Origin of the sequence: Fictibacillus phosphorivorans (genome assembly GCF_001629705.1) — a bacterium.
In the GTDB taxonomy this organism is placed as follows: Bacteria; Bacillota; Bacilli; order Bacillales; family Fictibacillaceae; genus Fictibacillus; species Fictibacillus phosphorivorans_A.
Genome location: NZ_CP015378.1, coordinates 2,857,291 through 2,879,126, shown reverse-complemented (window position 1 = coordinate 2,879,126; position 21,836 = coordinate 2,857,291). Strand labels below are relative to the sequence as shown.

The following is a 21,836-nucleotide window of genomic DNA, read 5'->3' as shown; positions in this document are numbered from 1 at the left end:
TGTCATAACCTCCTTTTATGAGGCATAAATTGATAAAGGAATAATGTCACTTCTAATACGATGTAGCAATATGCCCAAATGTTCATATACTGTAAGGAAATTTGGCAGGAGGGAGTTTTGCAGCGTGAGAATACACATTGTGCAAAAAGGGGACACACTCGATAAGATTGCTGAAAAATACGATGTACCAGTAAATGAATTAAGAAAAGCAAATCCAGGTTTCTCAAAAACAGATGTAATTGAACGGGGGGAAAAGATTAAGATCCCGATCAAGATGCCTGGTATGAAGAAAGAACAGCCTATTGTTCCGATTAAAGAAAAACCGAAACCAATTGCACCAGTTCAAGAGGCTCCGAAGCCAGCACCGGTTAAGCCTGCTCCAAAGAAACCAGCACCGGTAAAGCAAGAAATGAAGCCGGCACCAATGAAGCCTGCGCCATTAAAACCAGCACCAACTAAGATGGAAAAGAAAGATGCACCGATGAAAAAAGATGCACCAATGAAAAATGATGTGCCAATGAAAAAAGACGTGCCTATGAAAAAAGATGTTCCAATGTTAAAAGACCAACCGATGAAAGCACCGATGAAGGCGCCTATGGCACCTATTCATGATAAGGACTTTGCTGGAATGGTGGAATCGTCAAACCTAGGGCATTATGTACCGATGGGATATTCGAATCAGCAACCAAACATAGCGAACATGCCTAATATGGCAAATCAACCAAACATAGCGAACATGCCAAATATGGCAAACCAGCCAAACATAGCAAACCAGCCAAACATAGCAAACCAGCCAAACGTGGCGAGCAAACACGGGATATATGCAGGTAAAGATGGATATGCGCCAAATAAACATCCATTTTTAATGGAAGAGTCATCTGGAATGATGCAGAACATGTATGGTTCGATGCCTTCAATGTTTCCAAAACCTCAAACGTATTCTCAAATGCCTCAAGGCTATGGAATGATGCCTCCACAAGGATTCAGTGGAATGCCACAACTCTACGGTGGTGGATATCCACAAGGTGGAGGTGGCATGCAACAAGGAGGTTCTATGCCTTTTGGAGAATATCCTGATTCAGATATGGACCAAATGCCTTCAGGAGAATACACACCTGGTGGTCAACAACAAATGCAGGATATGCAGATGGGTATGCAACAGCCAGGATCGATGGGTATGATGCCTATGGGTATGCCTCAAGGATATAGTGGAATGCCACAGATGGGCCAGATGGGTATGATGCCACAAGGAGGCGGAATGCCAGGAATGCCACAGATGGGTCAGATGGGTATGATGCCACAAGGTGGAGGAATGCCAGGAATGCCACAGATGGGTATGATGCCACAAGGAGGCGGAATGCCAGGAATGCCACAGATGGGTCAGATGGGTATGATGCCACAAGGTGGAGGAATGCCAGGAATGCCACAGATGGGTATGATGCCACAAGGAGGCGGAATGCCGGGAATGCCACAGATGGGTATGATGCCACAAGGTGGAGGAATGCCAGGAATGCCTCAGATGGGTATGATGCCACAAGGTGGTGGAATGCCGGGAATGGGTCAGATGGGTATGATGCCGCAGGGTGGAGGAATGCCAGGTATGCCTCAGCAGATGCCACAAGGTATGCCAAACCCATATTCGCAAGCGCAGTCTCGTGAAATAGATGAGAACTATATGGAAGAAACGGAAGAAGATGAATAGGGACGTAAGGGACGATTTCCAAGGGGATCGTCTTTTTTTAAAAAAGATGAATGAACTGGGTCTTGAAGTGATCGACTTTGGCTTTTTTCGAGAGAACGTTATTTGGATTAAAACCAAGCAAGGAAAGTTTGTTTTAAAAGGGTTTAGCAGGTCAGAAACATGCAACAAGCAATTAAAGCTCTCTAAATTATATCATGGCCAAAAACAGAGGATAATGGGAACGTATACATCATATCCAAACCAGAAAAAAACGGTTCAATTCGGAAAATACATTTGGGCGATCATGCCATTTTATAAGGGAGAAGGTCTTCATTTTGGAAATAAGGACGATGTCAAAGCTGGAGTAGAGGCGATTAGCCGTTTTCATTCTTTTTCAAAAAATATACCGTTACCTCTCTATGAACAATTGTCATCGTACTCTTTATTTAAGAAGTGGAGTGACAGACTGGATGCTTTTAAATTTCATGCAAGATCAGCAAATTGGAATCACCAGATGCGTCCTTTAATTTCAGAAATCATCATGTGGGGAGAATGGAGTCTAAACCACTTTGATCATGAAGCTGTTGAAAAGTTAGAGAATAAAGCGTACAAGAAAAAAGAGATCACACATGGGGATGTTGCTCCACATAATTTTGTGAAATATAAAGAAAAAGATACGTACCTGATTGATTTTGATCTTTTTGCAGCAGTTCCTCAAGCTTTTGACTGGTTACAGTACGCCAATCGTATCTTACCATTTTGGCATTGGTCGTATGAAACGATGGAAGAGGTAGGGAATGAAGATTTCTTAAAATGGTTTACCAAAAGATGGTTTGTAATTAGTCTGGTATTCCCCACGGATCTCTATCGAGAATGGAATAGGGCCCTTAAAACGGGGGACAAAGAAATGATCGATGCCGTAACGAGGTTTACTTTGCGTGATTTTTCTCACAGAAAAAAGTTTATCGAAAAGATAATGAAGAGAATGAGTTAACAATCATCCTACATTTAACAGATTATTTAGAGCCTTCTTCTGCCAAGCTAATGGTGAAAGGAGGTTTTTCCATTGAACTTTTTAGGGAAATCACTTACCGTAACAATCCTAGCTGTAGGTCTCGTAGGCTGTAACGGTGTAAATGAATCTCAGGATAAGAATGACAACGATGTTCGACCGATTGGATATTACTCTAATGAGGGAGATAATCGTGGTGACCTTGACCGGGGTAATGGATTCATAACTGATATGACTGATCGAGATGTAAATGATCATACTGCCACATACCATGAAGATTATGATGGTAAACTTGCTGAACGAATTGCGAAAAATGTCAATGACATCCGGGGTGTAGACGATGCTCACGTTATTCTTGAGGATAACAACGTCATTGTAGGAATAGACACGGATAAAAAGAAGAAGACCGAACTAACTAACAAAGTTAGAGAGATCACTTCAAAATTGGCACCAAATCGTGACGTGAAGATCGTAGCTGATCGAAATATGGTTAACCGCATTGAGAACGTTGATAACAATCTGCGAGATGGCCGTGCTTACACGGAAGTTGAATCAGATGTTCGCGGAATTAGCAACGATATCGTAAATGCCGGCAGTGACCTTGGAAATGCGATAAAACGTCCTTTCGAAAACAACCGCTAGTATAAAAGAACTGTCAGAAGTTAAATCAACTTTTGTACAGTTCTTTTTTTTGTTGTGAATCTAATTAATTTAGTGGAGCGAATGAATTGTGGTTCACCATAGAAAGCGAGTAGCCTAGGAAATTAAAAATCAACAAGGGATTTCGTAAACAGCATTTAAAATAAGGTATCTCATAAGATGCTTTTAGAGAAATCAAATTCACTTTTTATAAGGAATTAAGAGGGAGCCTATGATACAATAAGCAATAGAAACATACGCTCGTGTTTAGCGTTAGGGAGAGAAGAAATTGATTGAAAGTATTTCTGGAAATGTAGATTACATAACCGCAGAATATATTGTTATTAACAATAATGGAATTGGATATAAAATTTTATGTCCCAATCCATTTATCTATAAACTGAACGATCAAAAGACGGTATATACGTATCAATATGTTCGTGAGGATATACTTGCTCTTTACGGCTTCAAGAACAGAAAAGAACGTGACTTGTTCTTAAAACTATTGAACGTGTCAGGAATTGGCCCAAAAGGAGCATTAGCGATCGTTGCCTTTGGTCAGCCTGAACAAGTGGTCAATGCGATCGAACAAGAAGATGAAAAGTTCCTAACGAAGTTTCCTGGTGTAGGAAAGAAGACAGCTCGTCAGATGATCTTAGATCTGAAAGGGAAGATCTCAATCTTCGCAGATGCTGAGTTTACGGATGGACTATTCGCAGATGTAGAACCTGAGAGTGATGAACTTGATGAAGCACTTGAGGCTCTTGCAGTCTTAGGATATGGCAGAAAAGAGATTCAAAAAATTCTGCCTGAACTAAAAAAAGAGAAGATGTCAGCCAACGAATATGTTAAAGCTGCATTGAAGAAGTTAATGAATTCATAAGGACGTGAGGATGTATGGAAGAGAGAATTGTTTCTTCAGAAGAACGTCAAGATGAAGCAAATATCGAGTTAAGCCTGCGCCCTGAACTTTTAGACGAGTATATCGGACAAACCTCTGTAAAGGACAATTTGCGGATCTTTATTAAAGCGGCAAAGATTCGCAACGAACCTCTTGATCATGTATTGTTGTATGGTCCTCCTGGTCTAGGGAAGACAACATTGGCATCGATCATTGCAAACGAGATGGAAGTTAATTTGAGGACAACAAGCGGACCAGCTATTGAACGTCCAGGGGATTTAGCAGCCATCTTGACCTCTTTAGAACCAGGTGATGTTTTATTTATTGATGAAATCCACCGATTATCCCGTGCGATTGAAGAGATTCTATATTCTGCAATGGAAGATTTTTGTTTAGATATCGTGATTGGAAAAGGAGAGGTTGCTAGGTCTGTGAGGTTAGATTTACCTCCTTTCACTTTGATTGGTGCTACCACAAGAGCGGGGTCATTATCAGCTCCTCTTCGTGATCGTTTTGGTGTGCTCGCAAGGCTGGAATATTATAAGCCCGATGAGCTTGGAGAAATCGTAAGACGTACTGGAGACGTTTTTGGGGTAAGAGTAGATGATCTATCAGCAGAAGAGATTGCGAGAAGATCAAGAGGTACTCCAAGGATTGCTAACCGGTTGTTACGCCGAGTAAGGGACTTTGTGCAGGTTGAAGGCAAGGATACGATTTCATTGCCGATCTGTCAGAAAGCTTTGGAGCTTCTGCAAGTAGACCGTTTAGGTTTAGACCATATTGACCATAAATTATTACTAGGGATCATTCACACGTATAAAGGCGGTCCTGTAGGTCTAGAGACCATTTCGGCTACAATTGGTGAAGAATCAATGACGATTGAAGATGTCTATGAACCTTATCTTCTTCAGATTGGTTTCTTACAACGTACTCCACGTGGACGCATGGTTACAGAACAGGCCTATCAATACTTTGGACTGGAGGCGTCCGCGGATTGAACCGACTGTTAATCGTTGCAGGAATCGTTCTAATTATTATAGGATTAGTAGGGACGTATATAGGTAAACTTCCTGGTGATATGGTTTGGAAAAAAGGAAACACGACTGTCTATTTTCCAATCATGACGTCCATTATCATTAGTGTTGTACTTTCCTTGATCTTCATGATCATAGGTCGATTTAAATAGAAAGTTATGCAACTTTGTTCTTGAAGTGGTTGATTTTCACTCCGGGTTGCTCGCTTTCTTCGGGGTGTGCGGTGAGCCTCCTAGCGCTATGCGCTTTTAGGAGTCTCACACTCTGCGTGCCAATCAACTTATCATGATGAATTGAGCAAAGATTACTTAGAAAAGTGCTATACAGAAAGCAGGAATACATCACATGAACGTAAATGATTTTGATTTTCATCTTCCTGAGGAATTAATTGCGCAAACACCGCTTGAGAACCGCACTTCCTCTAGATTGATGGTATTAGATCGAAAACAAGAAACAGTTGAACATAAGCATTTTTATGATTTGAAAAACTATCTTAAAGCAGGAGACTGCCTTGTCTTGAATGACACTCGCGTTCTCCCGGCAAGACTTTTTGGACAGAAATCGGATACAGGTGGAAAAGTGGAGGTACTTCTTCTAAAAGAAGAAGGAAACGACACATGGGAAACACTTGTAAAACCAGCAAAAAGAATTAAACCCGGTACAGAAATCTCTTTTGGTGATGGCAGATTAAAAGCAGTTTGTACGGGTGAGAGTGACCATGGTGGCAGACAGCTGAAGTTTATTTATGATGGTATTTTTTACGAACTTCTAGATGATCTGGGTCAGATGCCACTTCCGCCCTATATTAAAGAACAGTTAGAGGAGAAGGACCGTTACCAGACTGTCTACGCGGTACATCAAGGCTCTGCAGCTGCTCCGACCGCTGGATTGCATTTTACAACAGAATTAATCGAAGAGATTAAAGCTATGGGTGTACATGTTACGTTTATTACGCTTCATGTCGGTTTAGGTACGTTTCGTCCTGTTAGTGTAGAAAATGTTCTAGAACATGACATGCATGCAGAATTTTATCAAGTAACAAAAGGAACAGCTGAACTTTTAAATGGGGTTAAAGAGGCTGGCGGAAGAATTATTACCGTTGGAACTACGAGTACACGAACACTTGAAACGGTAGCTAATAAATTTGATGGCAAGTTTGAGGAAGATTCTGGTTGGACAGATATCTTTATCTATCCAGGTTATTCGTTTAAAGCGATCGATGGACTGATTACGAACTTCCATCTTCCAAAATCAACATTAATCATGTTGGTGAGCGCATTAGCTTCCAAAGATTTCGTTTTAAGAGCATATCATGAAGCCGTTGAAGAAAAGTATCGCTTTTTCAGTTTCGGTGACGCGATGCTTATACTTTAAGGGGGATATATTTTAAGATGAAACCAGCAGTAACGTATGAATTAATAAAAACGTGCAAACAATCAGGTGCGCGATTAGGGAAAGTCCATACTCCTCATGGAACATTTGAAACACCAATCTTTATGCCGGTGGGCACATTAGCAACAGTGAAAACGATGAGTCCAGAAGAACTTAAAGAACTTGGAGCAGAGATCATTTTAAGTAATACGTATCACTTATGGTTACGCCCAGGACATGATATCGTCAAAGAAGCGGGTGGTCTTCATAAATTTATGAACTGGGATCGTCCGATACTTACGGATTCAGGCGGCTTTCAAGTATTCTCTTTGAGTGATCTGAGAGAGATCAAAGAAGAGGGTGTTCACTTCAGAAATCATCTGAGCGGTGAAAAGCTTTTCTTAAGTCCAGAAGGTGCAATGGAGATTCAAAACGCATTAGGTTCTGATATTATGATGGCGTTTGATGAGTGTCCGCCTTATCCAGCGGAATATGATTATATGAAAGCTTCTGTTGAACGCACAAGTCGTTGGGCGGAACGCTGTTTAAAAGGACATGGTAGACCTCAGGATCAAGCTCTTTTTGGTATCGTCCAAGGTGGAGAATACGAAGAACTTCGAAAACAGAGTGCGCGAGATCTTGTATCGCTTGATTTCCCGGGTTATGCCGTTGGTGGTCTTTCAGTGGGTGAACCGAAAGATGTGATGAACCGTGTCTTAGATTTCACAACGCCACATCTTCCAGAAAACAAACCTCGTTATCTGATGGGCGTAGGCTCTCCTGACTCACTCATCGATGGAGCGATTCGTGGAATTGACATGTTTGACTGTGTACTGCCTACTCGAATCGCTAGAAACGGGACATGTATGACAAGTGAAGGAAGGCTTGTGGTTCGTAACGCGAAGTATGCGAGAGATTTCCGTCCGATTGACGAAAAGTGCGATTGCCATGTATGCCGAACTTACTCTAGAGCTTATATTCGTCACCTTGTAAAAGCGAACGAAACATTTGGTTTCCGATTAACAAGTTACCATAACCTATATTTTTTGGTAAACTTAATGAAGCAAGTGAGACAAGCGATCATGGAAGATAGACTTCTTGATTTTAGAAATGAATTCTTTGAAATGTATGGATTTAATAAACCGAACGCGCGTAATTTCTAAATGGAATTTTGAGTTTAACTTATAGAAAGGGGTGAAATAGTATGGGTGGAAGTCTTGGAGGAATATTGCCGATTATCTTGATGTTTGCAATTTTTTATTTTCTGTTGATCCGACCGCAGCAAAAGAGACAAAAAGCGGTTCGTGAGATGCAGTCTAACCTTAAAAAGGGAGACAAAGTTGTAACGATCGGTGGATTACACGGAACACTAGATAGCATCGATGATAACATCGCTGTTATTCGTTCGAACGATGGCGCAAAGTTAACATTTGATCGTAATGCGATCCGTGAAGTAAAAGAAGAAGCAGTACTATAACAAAAAGACCCGTTCATACGGGTCTTATTTATATGTTTGTTTATGACTGCTGAAGTTAACACCCATGATTCCACCGATGATTGCTAATAAAAGAAAAAGAGCGTGATACATATACTGAGAGGAGTTGAACGTACTCTGATAGCCTAAGTATTGAATAAGAAATACGAGAAAAGAAAACAAAAGACTTGTACCCCCACCTAACAGCCAACCTTTACTCTGACCTTTTTTACCCGAAATCAATCCACCTATAAATAATGATAAAAACGAAAGACCCACTGTCACCCATTTCAACGACGCTTCTGTTAGTCCAGTAAAACGCAGCAAAAGTGAGAGCACTAAACTGCAAAGCATAATCATTAAAAGTACAGCGATCAGACCCCGTCCCATAGAAGAAGCCATGTGTTTAATCCCCATCATTAATCCTCCTTATCCCTAGAAGCTTTCTTTATACTTTATTCAGACACCGTAAAAAATAGAAGTACAAGCAAGTTATTTTCCCTTTCGTTTCCATTGGTTTATTTGGCAAAACCTTCGTATCATGTTTTTTCATATCTGTGCCACACTAACTAATGGAATGAACTTAGATCGACCTGCGGAAGGAGGGGAATCATGGAACTGTATACGGTTATATTTAGAACGCTTTTTATTTACTTCTTAATCATGGTCATCTTTCGAATGATGGGTAAGCGAGAGATGGGAAAGTTATCTATCATCGACTTTGTAGTCTCAATCATGATTGCAGAGTTAGCAGTAATCTCAATCGAAGATCCTACGATTCCAATGTTGAATTCCCTCGTATCCATCTTTGTTTTGCTGAGCATTCAGCTCATATTGGCACTCATCTCATTAAAGAGCAGAAGAATGAGAGAGATCGTAGACGGTAAACCTTCTTTGATCATTAAAGAAGGACAGGTGGATGAGCATGAGATGAAGAAGCAGCGATACAATTTTGATGATCTTTTAACACAATTACGTGAGAATAATATTAGAAGTTTGAACGAGGTTGAATTTGGAATTTTAGAAACAACAGGAAAGCTTTCTATTATAAAAAAGGACGAGGAATCCGAAAATACACCGATTCAAATGATTATGCCTCTCATTTTGGATGGAAAAATATTAGAAGATAACCTTGAAAAGATGGATAAGACGTCTTTTTGGTTAAGACAGGAATTAAAGAAAGTTGGGTTTAAAGAGATCAAAAACATTTCTTTCTGTACACTGAATGAAGATGGGACATTGTATGTCGATGAATTGAACAGCAAAAAATAAAACAGCCGATTCGGCTGTTTTAGATCCATCTTTTAATGAAAGGTATGTGTTTAAGGTCTTCCTTACTTAAGAGCTTAAAGAAGATGAGAACAAACAAATAGATCGCGCATGTCGCCGAAACACATATCATAAGACCTTGTAATGGTGAGAATTGCGGCATCATGTACTGATACAAATAGACGGCGGCGCCACCTGTAATGAGAATGGAAAGCAAGCACAAAACAAAATCCTTCACCACGATCGTATAACTGATTGCTTTAATAACGGTGGCAAAATGGAGAAGTGTAACGACTACGATACTAATCACGATTCCAAGTGCTGCACCCATAATGCCAAACTCGGGTCGAGTAGCTAGAGCGAAAATTGCAGTTAACTTAACAAGGGCGCCAATGAGACTGTTGATCATCGCGGAGCGTGCAAGGTTTAAAGCTTGAAGGACGGCTTGTAATGGTCCTTGAAAATAAAGGAAAAAGAAAAAAGGTGTCATGATTTTTACATAGGACGCGGAAGCAGGTGAATCATACATCAAGTCCATGATGGGAACCGCGTATACATACATAATAACAGCCGCAATACCACCAGATAACATGGAGAGCCTGAGTGCTTGATTCAGTCGATGTTCAATCAAGTGGTATTTTTTTTGTGCATTCGCTTCACTGATTGCAGGTACTAAAGAGATAGAGAGAGAATACGTAATGAACGTTGGCAGAAACAAGAGTGGGATTACATATCCAGCGAGTTCTCCGTATTGTGCGGTAGCAACAGCTGTAGTAATTCCGGCGATCGCTAAACTATTTGCCACAACGATTGGTTCGAAAAAGTAGGAAACAGAACCGATCAATTGACTGCCTGTTGTGGGTAGAGCGATATTCAGAAGATCTTTCATCGTTTCATGACCTTGTTTCAACTGCTTGAAAAATCCTTTTCGAATACGCATCTTCTTTTTCACTTTGAACATCGAGAACATATAAAGAAGTGATGCGAGTTCACCGATAATAACAGAGATCATAGCCCCAGCTGCGGCATATTCTACGCCATAAGGAAGGAATAAACCAGTTAAAAGGGCGACGAGAGCAATTCGGACAACCTGTTCGATCACTTGTGAATATGCAGAAGGTCTCATGTTCTGCAGACCTTGAAAATATCCTCTTAAAACGGAAGAGACTGCAATGACAGGGACTACAGGCGCGATAGCAAGTAACGGCCAGATCGTACGATGATCAGTAAAAAAGTATTCAGCTAATAACGGAGCTGCGATAAACAAAGCGATCGTGATCACAATGCTCAATATACCTGTGATGGCTAATGATACGATTAAAATTTTTCTTACTTTTGAACGATCTCCTGTTGCATCGGCTTCTGCTACAAGTTTTGATATGGCGATCGGCAATCCAAGCCTTGTTAAAGTTACGGCTAATAAGAAAGTAGGGACGGCCATCATATAGAGTCCTACACCTTCGTGACCCATGACACGAGCCATGACGATTCGATTAACGAAACCGAGTATTTTGGTTACTAGTCCTGCTAATATGAGTAGGATCGTTCCTTGCACGAGTGTTTGTTTTGTCATCTTAACCTGTCCTTTCTTGGACAATCTTATATATCACTATATGCAAGTAGAGTGAACAGTCATGACAGCTTGTTTTATCTCGAAAGGAGAGATTCGAATGGAGAATACACATTTTTCAGAATGGAAGAATGAAGTCAAGCCAGCAGTAGAAAGCAAAAAAGAAGAATTTCATTATTTGGGGTATGAAAGTGTAACAGAAGAGGAAATATGGGAATGTGTTCAATCAAAATTAAAGAAAAAGAAAGTTGAGCCTCGTCTCTACGCATTGGTTGATACCATTTTAGCTCTTTCACTAAATGATTTTATGACGTGGCTCACAATACGCTCATATAAAGAAGAGGGGCTGACTCAAGAGTAGAACGTACTTTTGGGCAGCCTCGTTCTATTTTATAAGGTTCCTACTTAGGAAAAGGACAGCCTGAAGTGGACATAAGGTGTTATTTATTATGTTTTATTTATGAACATTCACAGGACAAATTGACAGAAAAAAACAACAATCGCTATAATGGGAAGGGTTAGTATTCGTACTTATACATAGTGTTGTTTTTTGATACAGCATGAAGGAGGTTTCTTGAAGTGGTAAAAAGGAGTAAGATCGTCATCTTTTTTGTTGTGCTCATCATGTTCGCAGCACTAATCGGGCTGACAACAGAAAAGATCGTAAAAGGTACAAAACTTGGACTAGATCTCCAAGGTGGATTTGAAGTACTTTACGATGTAGAACCTGTGAAAAAGGGTCAAAAGATTACACAGGAAACATTAAAGAGTACCGTTGAAGCATTGAACAGTCGTATTAACGTGCTTGGTGTCTCTGAGCCTGAGATTCAGATCGAAGGAGACAACAGAATCCGTGTTCAGCTTGCTGGTGTAACCGATCAAAACAAAGCACGTGAACTCCTATCAACACAAGCTGAGTTAACATTCCGCGATGTGGACGATAAAGTGCTGTTAGATGGATCGGATCTAGAAGGAAATGGTGCAAAGCAAACGTTTGAATCTCAAAATAATAAACCGATTGTTTCACTGAAGCTTAAAGACGCAGATAAATTTGCAAAAATTACGGAAGAAGTTCTTCAGCGTCAGCCACAAGGTGAAAACATCATGGTTATTTGGTTAGATTATGAAAAAGGTGACTCATTTAAAGAAGAACAGAAGAAAGAACTTGCTGGAAAACAGCCAAAGTATATTTCTGCTCCATATGTAAATGAAAAACTTACTCAAAAAGATGTAACCATTACAGGACAGTTCTCTGTAGAAGAAGCACAAAGTTTAGCGAAAATCTTAAACGCCGGTGCTCTACCCGTTAAACTCGATGAAGTGTATTCAACATCAGTTGGAGCGAAGTTCGGAGAAAAAGCATTAAATGAAACGGTATTCGCTGGCTTTATCGGAATTGCAGTGATCTTTTTATTCATGCTGATCTTCTATCGTGTACCAGGAATCATTGCTGTTATCACTCTATCCATTTATATTTGGTTGATCTTAGCTATATTCTATCTGATGAATGGAGTTCTAACACTTCCGGGTATCGCAGCTCTAATTCTAGGAGTGGGTATGGCGGTTGATGCCAACATCATCACATATGAACGGATCAAAGAGGAACTTAGAAGCGGAAAATCTGTGTTAAGTGCGTTTAAAGCTGGAAATCGCCGTTCCTTTACAACCATCTTCGATGCAAATATTACGACGATCCTTGCAGCTGCTGTTTTGTTCGCATACGGAACAAGTTCAGTAAAAGGATTTGCGCTAGTTTTAATTATTTCAGTTCTGGCAAGTTTTATTACAGCCGTTTTCGGAACAAGACTTTTCCTAGGGTTATGGGTACAGTCTCGTGTTATGGATAAGAAGCCAGGTTTGTTTGGTGTAAAGGAGCGTGACATCCGTGAGCTTTAAATACGACTTTGTAAAAAACAGAAACCTTTACTTCATCATCTCGACTCTCCTTACAGTTATCGGAATTATATTCTTGCTTACAGCTGGATTGAAGCTTGGGATTGATTTTGATAGTGGATCGCGTGTAAATATTCAAGCGAATGAAACACTTACAAATGAAGGTGTAGAAGAAGAGTTTAAGACACTTGGGCTTGAACCTGAAGCGGTCGTACTTGCAGGAAAAAATGATCAAGCAAATGTTTCCTTTAAAGGTGCTTTGTCAAAAGACGAAGTAGCGAAGATCAACACTCACTTTGAAGATAAATACGGTGAATCACCAAGTATCAGTACAGTTACGCCTACGGTTGGTCGTGAGCTTGCACAGAACGCTTTTTATGCCGTGCTTATTGCTTCTGTCGGTATCATCATCTATGTAGCGTTCCGTTTTGAATGGAGCATGGCTGTTGCAGCAGTTGTGGCATTATTGCATGATGCTTTTATGATTGTAGCGATCTTTAGTATATTTAGGATTGAAGTAGATCTTCCTTTCATTGCGGCTGTTCTTACGATTGTGGGTTATTCCATCAATGATACGATCGTTACATTCGACCGGATCCGTGAGAATATGAAGCTTGAAAAAGTAAGAACACAAGAAAAGCTGGCTGAAATCGTAAACAGAAGTATTTTTGAAACGTTGGGTCGTTCGATCAATACCGTTCTAACGGTTATTATCGCAGCTGTTGCGCTATTGATCTTTGGAGCTGATTCGATCAGAAACTTCTCGATTGCCTTGTTGATCGGTCTTGCTTTTGGTGCGTATTCTTCCATCTTTATCGCTTCTCAATTGTGGTATGTTATGAAATCAAGACAAATGAAATCAAAAAAAACACGACCAGTTGAAGTCGAGCCAGAAATTTAAGGTAAATATCATTCATAAATTGTCACCTCTTATCCTGTTTTGTATAATGAATAGGTTAAGAGGTGATTTTTATGTTGGAGCCTAGAACTAGGTGGGAGATTCAAGAACCATCAAAAGACAAGGCAAAATGGTTGTCACAAGAATTAGATATCCCTCTTCTAATCGCTAATCTTTTAGTTGTCAGAGGAATTGAAACGATAGAGAAAGCAGAAGCATTTTTAAACATAGATATCAGTCAATTTCACGATCCATTCTTGATGGATGGAATGAAAGAGAGCGTTGAGCGGATACATAAAGCTGTAGAATCGAGTGAAAAGATCTTAATTTTTGGCGATTATGACGCAGATGGTGTAAGCAGTACGACGGTCATGTATTATGCATTAAAAGAACTCGGCGCAGAGTTTGATTATTACATTCCGAACCGCTTTACAGAAGGTTATGGTCCGAACGAGCCCGCATTAAGAAAAGCGAAAGAGGACGGCTATTCACTCGTGGTAACGGTTGATACAGGAATCTCAGCTGTACACGAAGCAAATATCGCAAAAGAGATTGGGCTAGACTTCATTATCACGGACCACCATGAAGCACCTCCTGTATTGCCAGATGCTTATAGTATTATCAACCCTAAAAAGCCTGGCTGCACCTATCCATTCTCTGGTCTTGCAGGTGTAGGTGTAGCATTTAAAGTCGCACATGCCCTTCATGGTAGGCCGCCGTTACATTTACTTGATTACGCATGCATTGGTACTATAGCTGATCTTGTACCGCTTGTTGACGAGAATCGAGTGATCGCGAAATTAGGGATAGAAGCACTTTCCAAAACAGATAAGATCGGTTTGCAAGAATTGTTAAAAGTAGCGGGTCTTTACGAAAAAGAGCTAACAGCTGAAGATGTAGGTTTCGCGATCGGTCCACGTGTGAATGCAGCTGGAAGACTTGGTTCAGCCATGCCGGTGGTGGAGTTGTTTACTTCAAGTGATCGAGACGAATCAGCTATGTTGTCAGAAGAGATCGATTCGGTAAATAAGGAGCGTCAAGGAATCGTAAACGAGATTACAAAAGAAGCGATCGCGATGGTCGAAGAAAGTTTTCCTCCAGAGAAGAACGAAGTACTCGTTCTTGCTAAAGAAGGCTGGAACCCAGGGGTTATCGGAATCGTTGCCTCGCGATTGGTTGAAAAGTTTTATCGTCCAACGATCGTTCTATGTTTGGATCCTGAAAAGGAGACTGCAAAAGGATCGGCACGAAGCATTAAAGGGTTTGATATGTTTGAGAACCTTTCAGAATCTAGAGACATTCTTCCTCATTTCGGTGGACATCCGATGGCAGCAGGAATGACACTATCTATTCATGATGTTGAAGAATTAAGGAGCAGGCTTATTCAGCAAGCTAAGCAATGTTTAAGTCCAGAAGATTATCAACCCGTTACATCGATTGATCTTACGGCTCGATTAAATGAGATTTCCTTAGAAACGGTTGAACTGTTAAGTACGCTTTCTCCTTTTGGAGTCGGAAATCCATCTCCTCGCGTAATGGTTGAAGAAGTTCCGATCCGCGAGATGAAAAAGATAGGAAGTCAATCCAATCACCTTAAATTGCAGGTGGGTAACGGTGAGCTATCGGTTTTAGATTGCATCGGTTTTCAAAAAGGTAGCTTGTTAGAAGAGATGACTCCATATTCCTTGGTTTCAATCGTGGGCCAGATCCAACTGAACGAATGGAACGGATATAGAAAACCTCAGCTTCTTCTTGAAGATCTTTCTGTCAATCATTTTCAATTGTTTGATTATAGAGGACTTAAAGATGCAGCAAAACGGTTGATCGGTCTGCCGTATTCTAAAACCTGTTTTATCGCATTTGAAGATGAAACACGAAGGCATAAAGATTTTGAAGCACTGTCTGACCAAGTCATCGGTGAAGATGAGTTATTGACTCTACCGGAGGATTATTTTAAAGAAAAGAATTTAGTGTTCTTAGATGTTCCTCCCTCTCTATCTCGCTTTTCGGAATGGCTGGAAACCATCGGTGAACCTTCAAGGATCTACGCGGTGTTTCACCAGAGCACAGAACATTTTTTTACGACTCTACCAACGAGAGAGCACTTTAAATGGTTTTATGGATTTCTTGCAAAAAGGAAAACCTTTAATGTGAAGAGAGATGGTGCAGAGCTAGCGAAATGGAAAGGCTGGTCAAAAGAAACAATAGATTTCATGTCAAAGGTGTTTTTTGAGCTGGATTTTGTTACAATAGACGATGGTGTTATTTTCATTAATAAAGAACCTAGCAAACGAGAATTAGAAAGCTCTGAAACCTATCAGAAAAAGTTTGAACAAGCAGACATTGAAAATCAGCTCGTTTACTCTTCATATCATTCTTTAAAAAGCTGGTTTACAGAACAAACACGGCCAAAAGCCAGTTTGTAATTTTCAGGAGGCAAAGATTCATGGATTATAAGCCGTTTATTTCAGTAGTAGAGAACTTCCCAATCGAAGGCATTCGTTTTAAAGATATTACTTCACTTATGTCTGATGGTGCAGTATATAAACAAGCAATGGACGATATTGCTGTATACGCAAAAGAAAAACAGGTTGATGTAATCGTCGGGCCTGAAGCACGTGGATTTATCGTAGGTTGCCCTGTCGCTTACACGTTAGGATTAGGATTCGTCCCTGTCCGTAAAGAAGGTAAACTTCCTCGTGAAGTAATTAAAGTTGATTACGGTCTTGAGTATGGTAAAGATGTTTTAACGATGCATAAAGACGCGATCAAACCAGGACAAAGAGTCTTGATCACAGACGATCTACTTGCAACAGGCGGAACGATCGAAGCAACGATCAAGCTTGTAGAAGAGCTTGGAGGAGTAGTTGTAGGTATCGCATTCATGATCGAACTTACTTACCTAGATGGTCGTAAAAAACTTTCAGGTTATGATATCTTCACATTAACTCAATACTAAAATGATGAGAGAGTTCCTTTTGAAGGGGCTCTTTTTTTACTATTCCTTCAAACATTGTTCTAGGATTGTTGTTTCTTATTTTTATTTTTACTATCTTCTTTGAAAAGTTGGTTGCAGTGTAAGGTGTGAGACTCTAGGCTAGGACAGGCGGGCAGGTGAGACACTTAAGAGTGAAACGTACGAATGTGGCTCACCGCCTGCCCCGCGGAAAGCGAAGCACCTGAAACGGAAATCAACTACTTTCAAAACACCAAGTGAAAAACAGACATTTTTTACAATCCTGTCACAAAATTTGCCCAATCATTCGACAAATTTCGTTTTTTGCTTTACATGAAGGACCAATTTAACGATAATAGAAGCAATATACAATGACAACGTAAGGTGATTCCATGACGATTGAGGAAGTATTGCAAAAAGCGGAGAGCTATCTTTCTAAAGACGATTTAAGCTTCATCACGAAGGCTTATGAATACGCAAGAAATGCACACGAGGGACAATTCCGTAAATCGGGAGAGCCCTATATTCATCATCCTGTTGAAGTAGCAGCGATATTGGTGAATCTGCAGATGGATCCGGTGACTGTAGCAGCAGGGTTTCTTCATGATGTAGTTGAAGACACACCAATAACACTCAAAGATATCTCCACTCAATTCAACGAAGAAGTGGCGATGCTTGTTGATGGTGTTACAAAGCTGAAGAAGATCAAGTTCAAATCAAAAGAAGAGCAACAAGCGGAGAACCATCGGAAGATGTTCGTCGCTATGGCACAAGATATTCGTTGTATCTTGATCAAGCTCGCTGACCGACTTCATAATATGCGTACGTTAAAGCATATGCCAAAAGAAAAACAGATCCAAAAAGCGAATGAGACACTTGAAATCTTCGCTCCGCTTGCCCATCGCCTTGGGATTTCGACGATAAAGTGGGAGCTTGAAGATGTTTCTTTGAGATACCTAAATCCACAGCAATACTACAGAATCGTTAACTTGATGCAGCAAAAGCGTGCAGAACGGGAAGAGTATGTTCATCAAGTGATGGATGAGATGAAAAGCAAGCTTAAAGAAGTTAACATTCAAGTTGATATCTCTGGAAGACCGAAACATATCTATAGCATCTACCGAAAAATGGCTAAACAAGGTAAACAGTTCAATGAGATCTATGACCTTTTAGCTGTTCGTATTATCGTTCAAAATATTAAAGATTGTTATGCAGCCCTTGGTATCATTCATACGGCTTACAAGCCGATGCCTGGTCGTTTTAAAGATTATATCGCGATGCCTAAAGCAAATATGTATCAGTCTCTTCATACAACGGTAATTGGACCAAAAGGTGATCCACTCGAGGTCCAAATCAGAACATCGGATATGCACCGCGTAGCTGAGTACGGGATCGCTGCACACTGGGCATACAAAGAGGGTGCAACGAAAGCTCCTGTCAGCTCATTTGAAAATAAATTAACATGGTTCCGCGAAATTCTTGAATGGCAAAACGATGTTGTTGATGCTGAAGAATTTATGGAATCTCTTAAGGTCGATCTTTTTTCTGATATGGTGTTTGTGTTCACTCCAAAGGGTGATGTTTATGAGCTTCCGTCAGGATCGGTTCCTATTGATTTTGCATACCGAATTCATACCGAGATCGGTAACAGATGTATCGGTGCAAAAGTGAACGGTAAGATGGTCACGTTAGATTATCGTTTGAAAACGGGAGATATTATCGAGATCTTAACGAGCAAACATTCTTACGGGCCGAGTCAGGATTGGCTGAAGATCACACAGAGCTCTCATGCGAAAAACAAGATTCGTCAATGGTTTAAGCGCGAGAGAAGAGAAGAGAACGTCGCAAAAGGCAAAGAGCTTGTTGAAAAAGAGATCAAGAATCGCGGATATGATCTGAAAGAAATCTTTACGAACGACAACATTCAATATGTCGCCCAAAAGTATAACTTTGCAGGCGAAGAAGATATGTATGCTGCTGTAGGATACAACGGTATAACGGCTGCACAGATCGCCACTCGATTAACGGATAAAGTTCGACGCAAAAAAGAACAAGATCCGGATAATTCTGAGCTGCTTGATGCGATAAGAGACTCTGCTGAAAAACCTGAACCAAAACGAAGAACAGATTCTGGTATCGTGGTAAAAGGTATCGATAACATGCTGATCCGTCTATCAAAATGTTGTAATCCGGTTCCTGGAGATGACATCGTTGGTTATATAACAAAAGGTCGGGGTGTTTCTGTCCACCGTGAGGATTGTGTTAACGTACACAACGAAGATGCGCAAGTACGACTTTTACCGGTTGAATGGGAAGGTAATCTAGAACAACCGAAAAACTATAACGTTGATATTGAGATCAATGGTTTTGACCGTCGAGGTCTTCTGAATGAGGTTCTGCATGCAGTAGCAGAAACAAAAACGAATATCACAGCCGTAAGCGGTAAGTCAGATCGCAACAAGATGGCAACGATCAGTATGTCGATCTCAATCCACAACGTCAGCCATCTTCAAAAAGTGGTCGAACGAATTAAACGAATTCCTGACATTTATGCGGTTAGAAGATTGATGCAGTAAGAGTTAAGGAAGTGGTTCTGCAATGAAAGTAGTTTTACAGCGTTCTAAAGAGGCAAAGGTTCTAGTGGATTCTGAGGTAAAAGGCAGAATTGATAAAGGCCTTGTCCTCTTAGTTGGTGTTACACATGAAGATACAGAAAAAGATGCAGATTATTTAGCAGAAAAGATCGTAAATCTTCGCATATTTGAAGATGAAAATGAAAAGATGAATCTTTCTTTAAAAGATACTGAAGGAAGCATACTTTCTATTTCACAGTTTACGTTATACGGTGATACGAAAAAGGGAAGACGTCCAAACTTCATGGATGCTGCTAAACCAGACCATGCTATCACAATGTATGACTATTTTAATGACAAGCTTAAAAGTTTAGGTGTACATGTGGAAACAGGAGTTTTTGGCGCGATGATGGATGTCTCGTTTACGAATGATGGACCGGTAACCTTAATCATGGACTCTAAAAGTTTATAATCTTGAATGAAACCTCCGCCTTGATGGAAAGACTAAATCAAAAAGGTGGAGGTTTTTTGTATGAGGCAGAACCGGAAAGGCGTGGAAGGGATACCTCAATGGAAGCAGTTGAGCTTTCATGATTTTCTTTCTCTTGAAAAATCAGCAAACACGATGGAGCTTGCTGAAGAGTTTGGAATGAATCTATATCAAGTGAATCAGTTAAAGAAAAAAATAAAACGCGAAAACTATTGACATCACACCCCTTCTAAAAGTATGATAATCTACAATTCCAAAATGAAAACTGATGACGAAGAAAAGTAGCTTTACCCCACAGGGTTAGAGATGAGATACCATGGCTGAAAGTATCTCTCCCTGATGATAAAGTGAAAGACACTTCATAGGTTTTAATTCGAACGGTTAAGTTTTGACCTCAGTAGAGTTACACGTGGGCAATCGTTACTTGCATAAATGAGGAAGCTATTTTTAGCTTCGAAGCAGGGTGGCACCGCGGGAAATCCCGTCCCTTATGAAATGACTGATTTCATAAGGGACGGGATTTTTTTATGGTTGTTTTCTGAAATTTTGTACCTTAATGACATTGGTTTCGACTTACTTCTTTGACAAGTTGATTGGAGCGCAAGATGCGAGACTCCTGCGGGATGTGTGGGACAGGTGAGACTCCTAACAGCGCATAGCGCTAGGAGGCTCACCGCACACCCCGCGGAAAGCGAGCATCTGGAGCGGAAATCAACCACTTTCAAAGAACAAAAGAATACGCGATAACAGCCTTTGATTTTAACGAACATGTAAAAACGGGAGGATGAAAGAAAATGAGTATTAACATTCCAAGGGGAACGAAAGATATACTCCCAGGAGAAGTAGAAAAATGGCAGCTGATCGAACAAAAAGCAAAAGAAGTATCAGCGCGATTCAATTATAAAGAGATTCGAACGCCGATCTTTGAACACACGGATCTTTTCCAACGCGGTGTAGGTGATTCAACAGATATCGTTCAAAAAGAAATGTACACGTTCAATGACCGAGGTGACCGCAGCTTAACTCTTCGACCCGAAGGAACAGCTCCTGTTACTCGCTCTTATGTTGAAAATAAAATGTTTGGCCTACCAGGTCAGCCTGTAAAACTCTTTTACATCCAACCGATGTTTCGATACGAAAGACCTCAAGCTGGTCGATATCGTCAATTTGTACAATTCGGTATTGAAGCGATGGGTTCTGCTGACCCTGCGATTGATGCAGAAGTAATTTCACTTGCGATGACGGTTTACCAAGAGCTAGGTCTAAAAAAACTCCGTCTCGTATTGAATACGTTAGGTGATGCTGAGAGCCGTAAATCTCATAAAGAAGCTTTGATCGCACACTTTGAACCTAGAATCGATGAATTTTGTTCAGACTGCCAGAATCGATTATTGAAGAATCCTTTAAGAATTCTAGATTGCAAAAAAGATCGAGATCATGAACTCATGAAGAGCGCACCTTCCATTCTAGAGCACTTAAACGAAGAATCGAAAACGTACTTTGAAGAAGTGAAGACGAGCTTGGATGCGATGAACATTGAGTATGTGATCGATCCTACACTAGTACGTGGACTTGATTATTACAACCACACTGCATTTGAGATCATGAGTGAGGCTGAAGGATTCGGTGCTATCACAACACTTAGTGGAGGCGGCAGGTACAATGGTCTTGTTGAAGATCTAGGCGGACCGGCTACGCCAAGTATCGGTTTTGCTATGAGTTTAGAACGTTTGTTATTAGCTCTTGAAGCAGAAGGTGTCACACTTGAAACAGAAGAAGAAATTGATTGTTATGTTGTAGCATTAGGTGATGAAGCCAAGCGGAAATCAGTAGAGATCTTAAGTCAGCTCCGCCAAGCAGGAATTAAGAGTGACAAAGATTATTTAGATAAAAAGATGAAAGCACAATTTAAAGCAGCTGACCGCTTAAAAGCGAAGTTTGTAGCGATCCTAGGTGAAGAAGAACTGTCAAAAGGGATCATCAACGTGAAGAACATGGATTCCGGAGAACAGTCGGAAGTAGCGATCGAGAAGCTGAGCACATATGTAAAGCAAGGTAAATAAGGAGGACACATC

At 40.5% G+C, this 21,836-nt stretch carries 19 protein-coding genes, 1 pseudogene and 1 other annotated feature; of the genes and pseudogenes, 18 read left to right on the top strand and 2 right to left on the bottom strand.

Annotation, left to right across the window (positions count from 1 at the left end):
- Positions 1-124 precede the first annotated feature (124 nt).
- From ABE65_RS14910 to yajC, 9 genes are all read left to right on the top strand, one after another.
- Complete coding sequence (locus ABE65_RS14910; protein WP_197480308.1) at positions 125-1,702, top strand: LysM peptidoglycan-binding domain-containing protein; 1,578 nt, start codon at positions 125-127, stop codon at positions 1,700-1,702.
- A complete protein-coding gene (locus ABE65_RS14905) occupies positions 1,695-2,675 on the top strand; it encodes a hypothetical protein (protein ID WP_066396509.1) in 981 nt (326 codons plus the stop codon). The genes ABE65_RS14910 and ABE65_RS14905 overlap by 8 nt, the downstream gene beginning before the upstream one ends.
- A gap of 72 nt (positions 2,676-2,747) precedes the next feature.
- Complete coding sequence (locus ABE65_RS14900) at positions 2,748-3,335, top strand: YhcN/YlaJ family sporulation lipoprotein (RefSeq protein ID WP_066396507.1); 588 nt, start codon at positions 2,748-2,750, stop codon at positions 3,333-3,335.
- Between the two features lie 286 nt (positions 3,336-3,621).
- Complete coding sequence (gene ruvA / locus ABE65_RS14895) at positions 3,622-4,215, top strand: Holliday junction branch migration protein RuvA (protein ID WP_066396504.1); 594 nt, start codon at positions 3,622-3,624, stop codon at positions 4,213-4,215.
- Between the two features lie 14 nt (positions 4,216-4,229).
- Entirely contained in the window at positions 4,230-5,231 is a 1,002-nt protein-coding gene (ruvB, locus tag ABE65_RS14890; RefSeq protein WP_066396502.1) for a Holliday junction branch migration DNA helicase RuvB, read from the top strand.
- On the top strand, positions 5,228-5,419 hold the full coding sequence (locus ABE65_RS14885) for a DUF2905 domain-containing protein (RefSeq protein WP_066396501.1): 192 nt from the start codon (positions 5,228-5,230) through the stop codon (positions 5,417-5,419). Before ruvB ends, ABE65_RS14885 begins: the two co-directional genes overlap by 4 nt.
- Positions 5,420-5,612: 193 nt before the next feature.
- Complete coding sequence (gene queA, locus ABE65_RS14880) at positions 5,613-6,641, top strand: tRNA preQ1(34) S-adenosylmethionine ribosyltransferase-isomerase QueA (protein WP_066396499.1); 1,029 nt, start codon at positions 5,613-5,615, stop codon at positions 6,639-6,641.
- A 17-nt stretch (positions 6,642-6,658) separates the two neighbouring features.
- Positions 6,659-7,801 carry a tRNA guanosine(34) transglycosylase Tgt gene (tgt, locus tag ABE65_RS14875; protein WP_066396497.1) on the top strand — a complete coding sequence of 381 codons (1,143 nt, stop codon included), beginning with the start codon at positions 6,659-6,661 and terminating at the stop codon, positions 7,799-7,801.
- Positions 7,802-7,842: 41 nt separating this feature from the next.
- Entirely contained in the window at positions 7,843-8,115 is a 273-nt protein-coding gene (gene yajC / locus ABE65_RS14870) for a preprotein translocase subunit YajC (RefSeq protein ID WP_066396495.1), read from the top strand.
- A 24-nt stretch (positions 8,116-8,139) separates the two neighbouring features.
- Here yajC and ABE65_RS14865 read toward each other — a convergent pair whose 3' ends face one another.
- The gene (locus tag ABE65_RS14865) at positions 8,140-8,532 is read right to left on the bottom strand and encodes a TIGR04086 family membrane protein (RefSeq protein ID WP_231887810.1); all 393 of its coding nucleotides are present in this window, start codon (positions 8,530-8,532) and stop codon (positions 8,140-8,142) included.
- A 192-nt stretch (positions 8,533-8,724) separates the two neighbouring features.
- Here ABE65_RS14865 and ABE65_RS14860 point away from each other — a divergent pair, with 192 nt between their 5' ends.
- Complete coding sequence (locus ABE65_RS14860; RefSeq protein ID WP_066396490.1) at positions 8,725-9,384, top strand: DUF421 domain-containing protein; 660 nt, start codon at positions 8,725-8,727, stop codon at positions 9,382-9,384.
- A 19-nt stretch (positions 9,385-9,403) separates the two neighbouring features.
- On the opposite strand, the gene spoVB is transcribed toward ABE65_RS14860, so the two are convergent.
- Positions 9,404-10,954 (bottom strand): stage V sporulation protein B, encoded by a 1,551-nt coding sequence (gene spoVB / locus ABE65_RS14855; protein ID WP_066396486.1) that lies wholly within the window; start codon positions 10,952-10,954, stop codon positions 9,404-9,406.
- Between the two features lie 97 nt (positions 10,955-11,051).
- Between spoVB and ABE65_RS14850 the strand changes: the two genes are divergently transcribed.
- The 8 genes and pseudogenes from ABE65_RS14850 (at position 11,052) to hisS (ending at position 21,824) form a co-directional block, all read left to right on the top strand.
- Positions 11,052-11,312: a post-transcriptional regulator gene (locus tag ABE65_RS14850; RefSeq protein ID WP_066396483.1), complete on the top strand. Its 261-nt coding sequence runs from the start codon at positions 11,052-11,054 to the stop codon at positions 11,310-11,312.
- 263 nt (positions 11,313-11,575) lie between these two features.
- Positions 11,576-13,745: pseudogene (gene secDF, locus ABE65_RS14845) on the top strand (protein translocase subunit SecDF).
- Positions 13,746-13,816: 71 nt separating this feature from the next.
- A complete protein-coding gene (gene recJ / locus ABE65_RS14840) occupies positions 13,817-16,168 on the top strand; it encodes a single-stranded-DNA-specific exonuclease RecJ (protein ID WP_066396480.1) in 2,352 nt (783 codons plus the stop codon).
- Positions 16,169-16,188: 20 nt separating this feature from the next.
- On the top strand, positions 16,189-16,701 hold the full coding sequence (locus ABE65_RS14835) for an adenine phosphoribosyltransferase (protein WP_066239566.1): 513 nt from the start codon (positions 16,189-16,191) through the stop codon (positions 16,699-16,701).
- A gap of 389 nt (positions 16,702-17,090) precedes the next feature.
- On the top strand, positions 17,091-19,274 hold the full coding sequence (locus ABE65_RS14830; protein ID WP_066396477.1) for a RelA/SpoT family protein: 2,184 nt from the start codon (positions 17,091-17,093) through the stop codon (positions 19,272-19,274).
- 22 nt (positions 19,275-19,296) lie between these two features.
- Complete coding sequence (gene dtd / locus ABE65_RS14825) at positions 19,297-19,743, top strand: D-aminoacyl-tRNA deacylase (protein WP_066396474.1); 447 nt, start codon at positions 19,297-19,299, stop codon at positions 19,741-19,743.
- 60 nt (positions 19,744-19,803) lie between these two features.
- On the top strand, positions 19,804-19,977 hold the full coding sequence (locus ABE65_RS22080) for a hypothetical protein (protein WP_197480307.1): 174 nt from the start codon (positions 19,804-19,806) through the stop codon (positions 19,975-19,977).
- Positions 19,978-20,020: 43 nt separating this feature from the next.
- Positions 20,021-20,253 (top strand) — a binding site (T-box leader).
- Between the two features lie 302 nt (positions 20,254-20,555).
- Positions 20,556-21,824, top strand: a complete 1,269-nt coding sequence (gene hisS, locus ABE65_RS14820; RefSeq protein ID WP_066396471.1) for a histidine--tRNA ligase — start codon at positions 20,556-20,558, stop codon at positions 21,822-21,824.
- Positions 21,825-21,836: the final 12 nt, after the last annotated feature.

Coding starts and splice junctions, on each gene's coding strand:
- ABE65_RS14905 (WP_066396509.1), top strand. CDS start 1,695: ATGAATAGGGACGTAAGGGACGATTTCCAAGGGGATCGTCTTTTTTTA.
- ruvB (WP_066396502.1), top strand. CDS start 4,230: ATGGAAGAGAGAATTGTTTCTTCAGAAGAACGTCAAGATGAAGCAAAT.
- queA (WP_066396499.1), top strand. CDS start 5,613: ATGAACGTAAATGATTTTGATTTTCATCTTCCTGAGGAATTAATTGCG.
- tgt (WP_066396497.1), top strand. CDS start 6,659: ATGAAACCAGCAGTAACGTATGAATTAATAAAAACGTGCAAACAATCA.
- yajC (WP_066396495.1), top strand. CDS start 7,843: ATGGGTGGAAGTCTTGGAGGAATATTGCCGATTATCTTGATGTTTGCA.
- ABE65_RS14865 (WP_231887810.1), bottom strand. CDS start 8,532: ATGATGGGGATTAAACACATGGCTTCTTCTATGGGACGGGGTCTGATC.
- ABE65_RS14860 (WP_066396490.1), top strand. CDS start 8,725: ATGGAACTGTATACGGTTATATTTAGAACGCTTTTTATTTACTTCTTA.
- spoVB (WP_066396486.1), bottom strand. CDS start 10,954: ATGACAAAACAAACACTCGTGCAAGGAACGATCCTACTCATATTAGCA.
- ABE65_RS14850 (WP_066396483.1), top strand. CDS start 11,052: ATGGAGAATACACATTTTTCAGAATGGAAGAATGAAGTCAAGCCAGCA.
- recJ (WP_066396480.1), top strand. CDS start 13,817: ATGTTGGAGCCTAGAACTAGGTGGGAGATTCAAGAACCATCAAAAGAC.
- ABE65_RS14835 (WP_066239566.1), top strand. CDS start 16,189: ATGGATTATAAGCCGTTTATTTCAGTAGTAGAGAACTTCCCAATCGAA.
- ABE65_RS14830 (WP_066396477.1), top strand. CDS start 17,091: ATGACGATTGAGGAAGTATTGCAAAAAGCGGAGAGCTATCTTTCTAAA.
- dtd (WP_066396474.1), top strand. CDS start 19,297: ATGAAAGTAGTTTTACAGCGTTCTAAAGAGGCAAAGGTTCTAGTGGAT.
- ABE65_RS22080 (WP_197480307.1), top strand. CDS start 19,804: ATGAGGCAGAACCGGAAAGGCGTGGAAGGGATACCTCAATGGAAGCAG.
- hisS (WP_066396471.1), top strand. CDS start 20,556: ATGAGTATTAACATTCCAAGGGGAACGAAAGATATACTCCCAGGAGAA.